Origin of the sequence: Spirillospora sp. NPDC049652 (genome assembly GCF_040675125.1) — a bacterium.
Taxonomy (GTDB): Bacteria; Actinomycetota; Actinomycetes; order Streptosporangiales; family Streptosporangiaceae; genus Spirillospora.
The window spans coordinates 1-12,802 of record NZ_JBFAOF010000118.1 but is presented as its reverse complement, the minus strand read 5'-3'; the positions used below and the strand labels follow the sequence as shown (position 1 = coordinate 12,802).

General features: G+C 72.4%; 8 protein-coding genes and 1 tRNA gene. 3 read left to right on the top strand and 6 right to left on the bottom strand.

All coding sequences use genetic code 11. The annotated features are described in order from the left end of the window. A partial coding sequence (locus AB0J52_RS11135; RefSeq protein ID WP_500181430.1) for an RCC1 domain-containing protein occupies positions 1-1,850 on the top strand: 1,850 nt, incomplete at its 5' end. A 356-nt stretch (positions 1,851-2,206) separates the two neighbouring features. Here the strand turns inward: AB0J52_RS11135 and AB0J52_RS11130 are convergent. Then, a tRNA-Arg gene (locus AB0J52_RS11130) sits at positions 2,207-2,282 on the bottom strand. 615 nt (positions 2,283-2,897) lie between these two features. Here AB0J52_RS11130 and AB0J52_RS11125 point away from each other — a divergent pair. After that, positions 2,898-3,944 carry a D-alanyl-D-alanine carboxypeptidase family protein gene (locus tag AB0J52_RS11125; protein ID WP_500181429.1) on the top strand — a complete coding sequence of 349 codons (1,047 nt, stop codon included), beginning with the start codon at positions 2,898-2,900 and terminating at the stop codon, positions 3,942-3,944. A 158-nt stretch (positions 3,945-4,102) separates the two neighbouring features. Here AB0J52_RS11125 and AB0J52_RS11120 read toward each other — a convergent pair whose 3' ends face one another. From AB0J52_RS11120 to AB0J52_RS11105, 4 genes are read right to left on the bottom strand one after another with little or no spacing between them, the layout of a single operon-like run. Further along, positions 4,103-4,822, bottom strand: a complete 720-nt coding sequence (locus AB0J52_RS11120) for an ABC transporter ATP-binding protein (RefSeq protein ID WP_500181428.1) — start codon at positions 4,820-4,822, stop codon at positions 4,103-4,105. Further along, positions 4,815-5,762, bottom strand: coding sequence for an ABC transporter ATP-binding protein (locus AB0J52_RS11115; protein ID WP_500181427.1), 948 nt, complete (start codon positions 5,760-5,762; stop codon positions 4,815-4,817). The genes AB0J52_RS11120 and AB0J52_RS11115 overlap by 8 nt, the downstream gene beginning before the upstream one ends. After that, positions 5,759-8,434: an FtsX-like permease family protein gene (locus AB0J52_RS11110; protein WP_500181426.1), complete on the bottom strand. Its 2,676-nt coding sequence runs from the start codon at positions 8,432-8,434 to the stop codon at positions 5,759-5,761. Before AB0J52_RS11110 ends, AB0J52_RS11115 begins: the two co-directional genes overlap by 4 nt. Then, complete coding sequence (locus AB0J52_RS11105; RefSeq protein ID WP_500181425.1) at positions 8,431-9,330, bottom strand: FtsX-like permease family protein; 900 nt, start codon at positions 9,328-9,330, stop codon at positions 8,431-8,433. Before AB0J52_RS11105 ends, AB0J52_RS11110 begins: the two co-directional genes overlap by 4 nt. Positions 9,331-9,590: 260 nt before the next feature. On the opposite strand from AB0J52_RS11105, the gene AB0J52_RS11100 reads away from it, so the two are divergent. Then, a complete protein-coding gene (locus tag AB0J52_RS11100; RefSeq protein ID WP_500181424.1) occupies positions 9,591-11,162 on the top strand; it encodes a hypothetical protein in 1,572 nt (523 codons plus the stop codon). A gap of 66 nt (positions 11,163-11,228) precedes the next feature. Here AB0J52_RS11100 and AB0J52_RS11095 read toward each other — a convergent pair. Continuing rightward, a partial coding sequence (locus AB0J52_RS11095) for a stealth family protein (RefSeq protein WP_500181423.1) occupies positions 11,229-12,802 on the bottom strand: 1,574 nt, incomplete at its 5' end.

Below are 12,802 nucleotides of genomic sequence, written 5' to 3'. Positions count from 1 at the left end.
GCATGGTCGCCGACCCGGTGGCCGGCCACGCGGCCGCCGCTGCGGCACCGACCCCCGTGGCCCCGGTGAACAGTGCTCTCGCCACGGGCTACAACTTCAACGGGCAGCTGGGAAACGGCACCACAAGCTCCCGTGACACGCCTGGGCCGGTCATCCTGCCCGAGGGCGTCACCCTCACCAACATCGACGCGGGTGACTACCACAACCTCGCGGTGACGTCCGGGGGCCGAGTCCTGGGCTGGGGCCAGAACGCCTACGGTGAGCTGGGCAACGGCAGCACCGCCGGCATCGTCGACGTTCCGGTCTACGCGGATCTGCCCGCGGGAGTCACCGTCACCCAGGTCTCCGGCGGCTACCACCACAGCCTCGCCGTGACCTCCGACGGACGCGTCCTGGCATGGGGATACAACGGCTACGGGGAGCTGGGGGACGGCACCACAGAGAGCCGCACCGTCCCCGTGGAAGTGCATCTACCGCAGGGCGTCACCGTCAAGCAGGTCTCCGCCGGCTACATGTTCAGCCTGGCGTTGACCACCGACGGCCGTGTCCTGGCGTGGGGATACAACAACTACGGGAAGCTGGGGAACGGCACCACGACCGACAGCAGGACCCCGGTGCAGGTGGCGCTGCCCTCAGACCTCACCATCAAGCAGGTCGCCGCCGGCGACAACCATGGGCTGGCCCTCACCACCAGCAGCCGCGTGTGGGGCTGGGGGCTGAACCAGTTCGGAGAGCTGGGAACGAACCCCCTCTTCAACAACCTGCCCGTGCAGGTGCCGATGCCCGGGGGCGACACCCTCACGCAGATCGCCGCAGGCGACCGCAACAGCATGGCGGTGACCTCCGACGGACGCGTCCTGGCCTGGGGCCAGAACAACGCCGGCAAGCTCGGGGACGGCACCACCACCAACCGGGACACGCCGGTGGAAGTGGTCCTGCCCGACGGCGTCAAGGTGACCCAGGTCGACACCGGCGTCTTCCACAGCGCCGCGGTGACGTCCGACGGACGCGCCCTGGGCTGGGGCACCAACTCGGACGGGGAACTGGGAGACGGCACCACCACCCCAAGCCTCACTCCCGTCTTCATGCTCTTGCCGGAGCACACCACCGCCGTCCAGATCACCGTCGGCCGCTACCACACGGCGATGCTGGCCGAGCGTGCCAGTAGCCACACGTCCCTGACCGCCGATCCGACCCACGCCGCGCCCGGCCAGGAGATCACCCTCACCGCGAGGGTCACCTGCAGCGTCGGCGACCCGACCGGCCTCGTCACGTTCTGGGACGGCGACCAGGAGATCGGGACCGCCGAAGTGAACGCCGAAGGCGTCGCGACCTTCACGACCACCGATCTGGCCGAGGGGCAGCACCACATCACCGCCCACTACAGAGGCGACGACACCTGTCCGCCGTCCACGTCCGAGGCCGTCACGGTCACCGTCTCGGCCGAACCGACTCACGCCGGCCTCCACCTGACCAAGGAGTTCGCGGGCTTCGTCGGGCCGGGCAAGCCGAAGACGCACCACAAGGCCAAGCACCGGCACGAGGCCCGGCTCAGCGCGTGGCACGACCACGACGCCGTCCGGTACCGGTTCATCGTCACCAACGACGGCGACGTGCCGATCAGCAACATCACGATCCACGACTCCCGCACCGGAACGGTGACCTGCACGACCGACACCCTGGAACCGGGCCAGTCGGCCACCTGTTACGCCGTCCACAAGGTCACCCCGAAGGAGAAGTCCCGGGGCTACGTCGACAACACCGCCACCGCCACGGGCACCAGGCGAGACGACGGAGAGACGGTCACCTCGAACAGGGCCTACCTGAGAGTCGACCTCACCTACAAGTAACCACCACGCCCGCCGCCCCCGCACCTCGGGGGCGGCGGGCAGCGCTGACGCGGCGGGTGCCCTGGAGGAGGCGGAGACGCTCCCGATTCTGCTCGCGCTGGACACCGCATGGGAGGAAGTCAAAGCGGCGTTCACGGGTCGCCTGAGGGCGTTCGGCTACTTCCCCGCGCGCATCCAGATCATCGAGAAGCTGGCGCATACCGAGTACCTGGAGATCGTCGCCGAAGCGATCCGCCGCATGGGCCCCGAGCCCACGCCTGAGACCGAGAGCGACGCCACCATCTAGATCGTATGCCGGCCCCCGGTCACAACACGAACCGCCCGCGCCGGTGATCGGGCGGGCGGTTTCCCATGGGTGGTGCCCCCGGCAGGATTCGAACCTGCGACACCCGCTTTAGGAGAGCGGTGCTCTATCCCCTGAGCTACGGAGGCTGGTCGGCGTTCGCCGTAGAGCGTAGCGGACGGCCGGTACCAGGGTAGGGGACGGGAGGCCTGGGGGTGGAACCGAATTTTGGAGGACTAGGCCTTGCGGGGCGGGGATGAGTACAGTTCGGTGGCGTGGTGGGTCGGCATCGTGGGGCGGCGCGGCCTGAGGAGGGCGGCGCGGGGCGGACGCCTCGGCGGATCTGGTTGATCGCCGGGGGGATCGCCGTTCTCGTGGTGCTGGCCGGTGCGGTCCTGCTCGGGGCACTGCCGGGCGGACGGCCCGGGGGCGTGCGGCCGACGGTGGCGGCCACTCCGGAGAGCTATCCCACAGTGGGGGCCTACGTGCCGCCCCGGCCGAAGGAGGCCTCGCAGCCTCCACCGGTGCGGGCGCCGCGGTCGCCGGTGGCGGAGCGGACCGTCCGGCCCAAGCCGTCCTCGCCGGCGCCCACGCACCGGTCGGGGCCCGGACGGCGGCGGGGGTGTCCGCCGGAATGGGCGCGCAACCCGTTCCTGCGGCGCTGGTGCGAACGGCACGGGCACACCGTCGCCCCCTGATCACGCTGGGACGTGTAGTACCGTTCCTGCGGCACTTCGGCTTCGGGCATCAGGAGGAAACCAGACGTGCCGATCCCTCGGTCGGCGGTGCTGACCGCGGTCGTCCTCGTGGTGGTCACGTTCTTGGTGTCCCCCGGCGGCGCCGCGGCGGGCGCGCCCCTGGACCGCGACGGCGACGCGGCGGAGCAGCTGCGCGCGGCGGCGAACAAGGCCCGCAAGGACCTGCTCGCGGCGACCCGGCGGATGGAGGACAGCCGCCGGACGCTCGCGGCGTCCCAGGGCAAGCTGCGGACGACGCTGAAGTCGCTGGCCGAGGCCGACGCGCAGTTCGACCGGATCCGGGCGCCGCTCTCGCGGCTGGCGAACGCGTCGTACCAGCAGCCCGGAGTCGTCGGCTCGATGGCCGTGTTCGGGTCGGGCGGGGACATCTCGGCGCTGCGCTCGACGGCCGACGTGGACCATCTGGCGGACGCCCAGAAGTCGCTCATCGCGCAGGCGACCCAGCTCCAGAAGCGCCGGCAGGCGCTGGCGTCGCAGGCGCAGGAGCTGCAGTCGGACAACGCGGTCGCGCAGACCCGCCTGCAGCAGCAGATCGACGGGTTGAAGCAGAAGTCGGCGCAGCTCACCACCCAGCTGGAGGGCATGCTGCGCAAGCTCGACCCGGACAAGCGGCTCGAACTGACCTGCGACAAGAGCCTGGCGTCGGAGTCGAGCCGGTTCCCGAACGGGCTGATCCCGGACAAGTACCTGTGCGCGCTGCCGCAGAAGGGCATGATGCTCCGCGCGGACGCGGCGCTCGCGTTCTACAAGCTGAACGCCGCGTACAAGCGCCACTTCGGGCGCAAGCTGTGCGTGACGTCCAGCTACCGGAGCCTGGCCGACCAGCACCGCGTGTACGCGGAGCGGCCCGGGTTCGCGGCGGTCCCGGGCACCAGCAACCACGGCAAGGGGCAGGCCGCCGACCTGTGCGGCGGGGTCCAGAACCAGGGGTCGGCCCAGTTCAACTGGCTGCGGGCCAACGCCGGGACGTACGGCTGGTTCCACCCGTCCTGGGCCTACAGCAGCCCGTTCGAGCCGTGGCACTGGGAGTACGGGACCGACAGCGACCACTAGGCGTCTTAAAGTCCCGGCCCACTGCGCTCGCTACCTGACCGGGCCTGGGCGAACGCGGCATCGCTTCGCGATCTGCCCGGTTCCGCTCGCCTTCGGCTTCGCTCCACCGGGCAGGTCGCGCGTTCGCGCGCGTGGTTGAGGTCGCTTCGATACAGGCTCTAGGTGCGGGCGGGGAGCGGCTCCTCGGTGACGACGCCGTCGGTGATCGACAGCAGGCGGTCGGCGTGTTCGAGGACGATCGGGTCGTGCGTCGCGACCAGGACGGTGACGCCCTCGGCGGCGATCACGGCGCGCAGCAGCGGCATGATCGCGCGGGAGGTCTCCGAGTCGAGCTGGCCGGTCGGCTCGTCCGCGAGCAGGAGGCGCGGCCGGGACGCGAGGGCGCGGGCGATGGCGACGCGCTGGCGCTGGCCGCCGGACAGCTCGTAGGGGCGCTGCCGGGCGTGGTCGGCGAGGCCGACGAGGGCGAGCAGCGTCTCGACGCGCTTGTCGCGTTCGGCCGGGGCGGTGCGGGCCAGCCGCAGCGGGACCTCGACGTTCTCGGCCGCCGACAGCACCGGGATCAGGCCGTGCGACTGGAACACGAAGCTGATCGTCTCGCGGCGCAGCCGGATCAGGCCGTCCTCGTCCAGGGCCGTGACCTCCTTGCCGTCCAGCAGGACGGTCCCGGAGGTGGGCCTGTCCAGGCCGCCGATCAGGTTCAGCAGGGTCGTCTTGCCGGAGCCGGACCGGCCCTTCAGGACGACCAGCTCGCCGCGCGACACGGTGAACGAGACGCCGCGCAGCGCGTGCACCTCGACCTTGCCCGTCCGGAACGTGCGGACCAGGTCCGTCACCGCGAGGATGGGGCCGCCCGATCCGTTCTGGTTCTCACTCACTCTCGGTCTCCCTCTCGGCCCGGTGCACGGCCACGTGGTCGGGCTCCAGGTCCAGCCGCACCCGGTCCTTCATCTCCAGCGCGTCGATGAAGTGGCGCGGGAGCTGGACGCGGCCGACCCGGTCCAGCACGGCGTACTCCTCGGCGATCCGCACGGCGCGGCCGTCGGCGTCCACCGCGCTCCGGCGCCGGACCTCGCTGCTGGTCCGGCCGTCGCGGATCCCGACGGTCCGGTTGACCTCCTCGGACACGTGCGGGTCGTGCGTGACGATCACGGTCGTGGTGCCGAGCTCGGCGTTGACCCGGCGGAGCGCGTCGAAGACCTGCTCGGCGGTGGCGGAGTCGAGCTCGCCGGTCGGCTCGTCGGCGAGCAGGACGTCCGGCTCGTTGGCGACGGCCACCGCGATCGCGACGCGCTGCTGCTGCCCGCCGGACAGCTCCGCCGGGCGGCGGTCCGCCAGCTCGCCGATGCCGAGGACGCCGAGCAGTTCGGCGGCGCGGGTGCGGCGCAGCTTCCTGTCGCGTCCGGCGAACCGCATGGGCAGCTGGACGTTCTGCTCGGCGGTCAGGTAGGGCAGCAGGTTGCGGGCCGTCTGCTGCCAGACGAACCCGACCTTCTCGCGCCGGAAGGTCAACCGCTCCGCCGCCTTCATCGTCAGCAGGTCGACGTCCGCGACCCGGGCGACGCCGGCGGTCGGGACGTCCAGCCCGGACAGGATGTTCAGCAGCGTCGACTTGCCGGATCCGGACGCGCCGACGATCGCGATCAGCTCTCCGGGGTCGACCAGCAGGTCGAGGCCCTGGAGGGCGACGACCTCGATGCCGTCCGCCTTGTAGATGCGGACGAGGTTGTCGCACACGATGTGCGCGCCCTCGCCGTAGACGGGTCCCCGTTGGGTCGCGCGGCGTTCCAGTTCCGCAAGGCTCGGGGTCTCGGTCATGTCTCCTCCCCCGTTCGAAGCACTTCGCCCAGCCGGTGGCGGGCGTCGAAGATCCGGTCCACGAGGACCGCGGCGAGCGCGACGGCCGGGAGGGCCCCCGCGAACGCGGCCAGATGCAGCAGGTCCACGGCGTGGTCGGTCACCGCGAAACCCGAGGTGTAGGGACGAAGGTCCAGCATGGGGCCGGTCACGCGCGGCAGCAGGAACCCCAGCAGCCATCCGGCCGCCACGGCGCTCACGATCGCGGGTCCGGCCTCGGTGATCGCCAGCAGCCGCCGCTGCCGCCGGCCGAGCCCGAGAACCTCCAGGTGCGCGATGGCCCGGCCGCGCTCGCGCGCCCCGACCAGCAGCGTGAACAGCACCGTCAGCAGCCCGTACCCGGCGACCAGGAGAGCGCTCTCCGCGAACGCCCGGTGCACGACCCGGGCCATCGGGCTGCGGGTCATGGCGCGCTCGACGTCGTCGTGGTACCGGATGAAGCCCTCTCCGACGGGAGCCTCCGCCGCGTCGGGCTCGCTGCTTCTCGCGATCCGCTCCAGGGCGGCGCGGTCGATGCCGTGCCCCTGGACGAACACCTGGGTCGGGAACGCCTGGGGCGCGGACGTGGGGAACGCCTGGAGCAGCCGGTACGGGATGATCACGTAGCGGTCGGCGGAGTCCAGGGCGGGGAAGTCGCGCACGATCCCGCTCGGCCGGACGGTCAGCCGCGGCCCGCCCATCCAGGCGAGCGTGGTGGGGCGCGTCCCGAGGGACGCGGCGGCGGACGGCGAGGCCAGCACACCGTCCGGCGCTCCGGGCGCGTCCGGGATGAACCGGGCGGCACCTCCCGCGATCCGCTTGTAGGCGGCGATATCGACCGCGACGACGATGACGCGGGGGCCCGGCTGGCCCGCCGGGGCGCCGACCACGGCCTCGGGGACCATGCGCAGCGGCACGGCCCCGGTCACGCCGCGCACCGAGGCCAGCCGCTCGGGGAGGCGGGGGTCGAGGCGGCCGGCGGTGATCCGGACGTCGGAGCCGACGGTGTGCCAGGCGGCGGTCCGCTGGCCGCGGACGAGCGCGGCGTCCACGGTCGAGCCGAATCCGGCGACCGCGGCGGCGAGGAGCAGGACGATCGTCGGCAGCAGCGTCAGCACCTGCCGGCGTGACGCGCGCGCGAGCCCGACGAACCCGACCGCGGACCGGCGGCGGCCGAGCAGCCGTCCGGCGTACCGGAGCGGCCAGGGCAGGACGCGCAGCACCAGCAGCCCGACCCCCGCGCCCAGCAGCACCGGGACGGCGGATATCAGCGGATCGGCGCCCAGCTCGGACTGGACGGCCAGCCCCCGGCGGCGCATCACCAGCGTGGCGGCGACCGCGAGCACGACGGCCAGGCCCTCGACGACGACTCTCCGCTTGGACGGCCTGACCGCCGCGACCTCCGGGCGCGGTGAGGTGCCGACCGAACCGCGCCGCCAGCCGACCGCGGCCGCCCAGGGAACGACGACGACCGCGACGGCGATCGCCAGCACGAGGTAGACGGAGGAGAGCTGGAGCGGCCCGGCGTGGACGAGGTGCCCCAAGCCGAAGCCCAGGGCGACGGCGGGCAGCAGCACCGGGACGGTCAGCCACGACACCGTGCCGAACAGCTGCGCGCGCGAGGCCCCTCGTGCGCGCATGGTGGCGAGCGTCCCGCGCAGCCGTTCGGCGAACAGCACGAGGCCGGTCAGCACGGACCCGGCGAGGACGGCCGCCAGACCGCCGAAGACGAGGCCGGTGATCACTTGGGCGGTGGCGTACTGCGAGGTGAACTCTTTGATCCGGCCGTCCAGCGGAGTCTGGACCTCGCTGGGGACGGAGTCGGACCGTCCGGAGACCGCCGCCCGGAACTGGTCGAGCTCCGGACCCATGGCGCGCAGCGACGCGGCGGTGACGCGGTCCTGCCGCAGCGGGAACCGCCAGGTGTAGTTGACCCCCGCGCCGAGCGCGCGCAGGGCGGAGTAGCCCTTCGGGCCCATCAGCGCTCCGCCGAACTGACGCTCCCGGCCGCTCTTGGCCTCGACGTAGACCCAGGGCTTGGTGACCGCCTGGCGGGCCGTCCAGTAGGAGCTGCCGGGGTCGAGCGCCTCGATGATCCCGGCGACGTGCAGCACGAGCTCGCCGGCCGGGTTCTCCACGCGGACGGGCGAGCCGACCTTCAGCTCGAACAGGTCGGCGGTCTTCTGGGTGACGTAGATGCCGGGGCCGCCCGGCATGCCGTCGTCCTCGCGGTCCGGGTCACCCGACAGGAACCGGACGTGGGGCGACTTCAGCGAGGGGTTGACGAACAGGCGGAGGAACCCGGGACGCTTCCACCTCGGCCGCTGGACCATGTCCGGCCCGACGTAGGCGAAGGGGTCGGGCTCCTGCGTGGCCCGCGAGAGTTCCGGCGGGAGGAGCGCGCGCCAGCCGACGCCCTGCCCGACCAGCGCGTCGGGGGCCGGGATCTTGCCGAAAGCGGTGCTTCCCCTGGCCGTGCCGGTGACGCTCACCGCGCCGTCCGGACCCGCCGCCTGCGCGGCGGAGCGGTCGAAGCCGTGGACGACGCGGGCGGGGACGGCCACGGCGAGGCCGGTGGTGAGCATGACGAGGACGGCCAGCGCGAGCAGCGCGGGCAAGCGCGTCCGGATCGACCGGAGCGCCGGCGCGCTCACCCCTCCTCCCCCGTGCGGAGGACTTCGCCGAGGCGGCCGCGGGCGTCGAAGAGCCGGTCCACGAGCACCGCCGCGAGCCCGACGACCAGCAGGACGGCGGCGAGCGCGGCCAGGTGCAGGGGTTCGACGGCGTGGTTGGACGCCGCGAAACCGAGCGTGTACGGACGCAGGTTGACGACCGGCCCGGTGAGCCTCGGCAGCATCATCCCGACGAACCACCCGGCCAGGACGGCGCACAATACGACCGGCCCGATCTCGATGAGCGCGAGCGTCCGGCGCTGCCTGCCGCTCAGTCCGAGGACTTCCAGGTGCGCGATGGCCCGGCCGCGTTCGCGCGCGCCCACGAGGAGGACGAGGAGCACCGACAGCAGGCCGTACACCATGACGACGAGCGCGCTCTCCGCGAACGCCTGGTCGACGACCTTGACCATCGGGCTCTGCCGGAGGGTGTGCTCGACGTCGTCCCGGTAGCGGAGGAAGTCGCCGCCGACGGAGGTGACCCCGTAGGACGGGACGGCCTTGCGCGCGACGCTGTCCAGGGCCTTGCGGTCGATGTCGTGGCCCTGGACGAAGACGCGGGTGGGGAAGGAGTCGATGTCCTTGAGCATCTTGAACGGGACGATCACGTACGGGACGGTCGCGTCCTGGCCGGGGAAGCGGTTCACGATCCCGGCGGGCCTGACGTGCAGCGACTTGTTGAACCAGTTCAGCGTGGTCGGCTTCGTCCCGACGTACTGGACGGCCGCCGGGGAGACGAGCATGCCGTCCGGGGCGGCCGGCGTCTTCGGGACGAACCGGGCCGCGCCGCCGGCGATGGCGCGCAGCGCGTCCAGGTCCACGGCGAGTCCGGTGACGCCCAGAACGGCCGCCGCGGTCGCGACGACATACTTCTTCACGAAACCACCTTGGGGTCGGGCCGCCATTTGCGAGCAAAACGCTATGGCGCGGTGGCGACGGCGGCCCATGCGGCTGGCTGGCCGAACCCAGGTAGGGATAACCCGACACCGCAGCCGACGCGCGTCACGCCTTTCGGCATCTCTTTGCCCGTCACCGACCGAATCCGTTCCAAGGCCGGAACGACCCGAAACCGTGGCCCGCACAGAATGGCAGGTGGGCGAAGACACCCTTCGTCCGTCCTGACCGTGAGGCGTGTCCGATGCGTCTGCACTCCCGATTCCTCCAGCCGGCGGGACCGCCCGGCGGCGAGACGGCCGGCGGCGAGACGGCCGGCGGCGAGACGGCCGGCGGCTTCCAGCACGGGGGGCTGGTGGCGGTGTGCGCCGGGTTCGTGTTCCTCCTGGCGCAGTTGCTGCTGGTCTCGCCGCACATCCCGCTCGGATGGGACGAGTCGCTGTACGTCAGCCAGTTCAGCGCGCACGTGCCCGCCGGGTACTTCAGCGCACCGCGCGCCCGGGGCATCACCCTGCTGGTCGCGCCGGTCGCCCAGGCCACCCTGTCCACTGCGGCACTGCGGATCTACCTGGCCGTCCTGTCGAGCCTCGCGCTGGCGGGGACGCTGTGGATCTGGCGACGCCTCCTGCCGCCGGGCGCCCTGGCACTGACCGGCCTGCTCTTCGCCGGGCTCTGGATCACGCTGATCAGCGGCTCCCAGGCCATGCCGAACTTGTGGGTCGCCTTCGGCGCGCTGGCCGCGGTCGGCTGCTTCCTGCGCGCCGCGGGCGACGACCGGGACCGGTGGGCGCTGGCCGGGCTGGCGCTGAGCCTGGCGTTCGTCGCGCTGATGCGTCCGCTGGACGCCGCCTGGCTGGCGTTCCCGCTGGTGGTCGCCGCGCTCGTGGTCCGGTCATGGCGACGCCCGGCCCTGATGGTCGTCATGTTCGCCGGCCTGGGGATCGGAGCGGCCGAGTGGGTGGTCGAGGCCTACGTCCGCTTCGGCGGCGTCCCCCAGCGGCTGCACGTCTCCAGCCGCGTCGAGGGCGGAATGGGCCTGCACTTCGCCCTGGACGACGAGCTGCGCGCACTGAACGGACCGCAGCTGTGCCGCCCGTGCACCCGTCCGTGGCGCCATCGTCCGGCCGCGCTCTGGTGGGCGGTGCTGCCGTTCGCCGTCCTCGGCGGCCTGGTCGCCGCCCGCGCGGAAGGCCGCCTGTCGCGCGCGCTGGTGCCGACGGTGTGCGCGGCCGCGATCTCCGTCCCCTACCTCCTGATGATCGACTACGCCGCGCCCCGGTTCCTGCTGCCCGCCTACGCGCTGCTGTCCGTCCCCGTGGCCATGGGCCTGTGGTGGCTGGCGACCCGGACCCCGGCACGGGCGCGCCCCTGGGTCGCGGGCCTCGCCGCCGTCGGACTGCTCCTGCACCTGGGGATCCAGCAGGCCGTCCTGGCCAGGGTGACCCGAGGCGACCAGCGCTCGCACGGCGACTACGTCCGCATGGCGGCCGACCTGAACCGCCTCGGCGTCCGCTCCCCCTGCACCATCACCGGCGACCAGGCCACCCCGGTCGCCTACCACGCACGCTGCGCCTGGGTGCAGACGCGAGGGCCCAACACGTCCATCACCGTCCCGCGCCTCGTCGCCCTGTCCCGACACCAGCCGGTCGCGGTGCTGATCGGCCCCCGGGGCACCCCGCCCGCCTACGCCCGGACCTGGCGCCGCACCCTGCTCTCAGGCCGCTACGGCCTCCGCGGCTACAGCGCCTACATCTCCCCCGCACCGCACAACCCCACCACCCAGAACAGCCCGGCCATCAGCCGTCCCCGTCAGTGAGGTCTTCGCCTGAACCACCGGGCCACCGAATCCGACATCAGGGAAGGCCGCACCAGCCGCCGACCATCACGCCCGCCTCTTGCGGAGGCGCTGGTTGCGCTTGCTGCCCTTCTCGAAGGAGCCGGGGATCGGGAAGTAGCCCTCCAGGAAGCCGAACACGACGCGGCTCTGTTCTTCTGCCGACAGGTCGCCGTGGTGGGTGTCGTTGAGGCAGATCACCTCGTGGCGGCGCTGGGTGAGGATCTGGGTGAGCCGGGGGTGCTGGCTCGCGTCGCCGACGTTGACGTAGGCGCAGCTGATGTCGCCGGGCACGCCGCGTCCGGTGAAGTGGGCGTAGTAGTGGTGCAGCGAGGACGGGATGGAGATGTCCGTGTGCGAGCGGACCTGCGCGGCGGCCGTGCGCGCGACCGCTTCGGGGAACGCGTTGGCGAGGTCGGTCAGGACGTCGCGGCGCAGCGGATGGGGCGCGTGCAGGAACGCGTGGGTCAGGGTGTGGCCGAACGCCTCCTCGATCAGCACGCGGTTGTTCTTTCCGGCGGCGAAGTTGAAGTCGTCGTCCGCGCCGACCGGGGTGAGCGCCACCGAGGTCGGTGACATGAAGTACTTGGTGATCCCGCTGGGGTGGAAGAACCGGTCGGGGCCGACGGGCGTGCCGAGGAACACGTCGTCGTTGAAGTACAGGAAGTGCTCCGACAGCCCCTCGATGTTGTGGATCTGGGACTCGATCGCGTGGCTGTTGAAGCTGGGCAGCCGTCCCCGGCCACCGAAGATCTCGCTGTGGTCCACGACGCGGATCTTCGGGTGGCCGGTGTCGAGCCAGGCGGGGACCTGCCGGTCGGTGACCAGATGGACCGTGCGGACCCAGGGCGCGAACATCTCCAGGCTGCGCAGCGAGTAGCGCAGTTCGTCGCGGGAGCGGAAGCGCGCCTCGGACCCCGCGGCCTCGACGGGCGGACGTCCCATCGCGGCGAACGCCGCGTCGCGGCGGGCCCGCCAGGCGGGGTCGTCGCCGTCCACCCAGGTGTAGACGACGTCGATCGGGAAGGTGAGGTCGGCGACCAGGGTGCGGTCGAGGGCGGCGACCGAGGGGTAGGCGCGGGCTCCGAGGGTGACGCGCCCGGTGTCGGCCAGGACGGCCCTGGGGACGGTGTCACCGATCAGGGTGCGACGCAGCGGGACGAGAGCGCCGCTGTCCGGTTCCTCGGTCCAGAACTCCAGGTCACACCCGTAGGCGGCGCCGTAGCTGAGGGTGCGGGAGGCTGACACGACCGGCTGGAAGATCCGCAGCCCGGCGATGTCGGTGTCACCGGTCAGTTCGGCGATCAGGGTCGCCTGGCCGGGGCGTCCGCCGGGGCGCATGCGCTCGGCGTAGACGGGCCGGTCGGCGAACGCGGTGGTCAGCGCGGCGATGGCGGCGGCCCGGTTCTCTGCGCCGGTGATGACGCGGTGCCTGGTGCCGGGGTCGCGGAGGACCTGGTAAGCGATCCCGGCGCCCTCCAGCGCTTCGGCCACCAGTTCCAGGTTGGCCTGGACGATGTCGCGGGGCATCAGGTCGTCGGCGACGCGGCACAGGCGTCCGCCGAACCGGACGAGCCCGGTGTCGGCGGCGGCGAGCCTGGTCTCGCGGCGGGCGGCGGGAC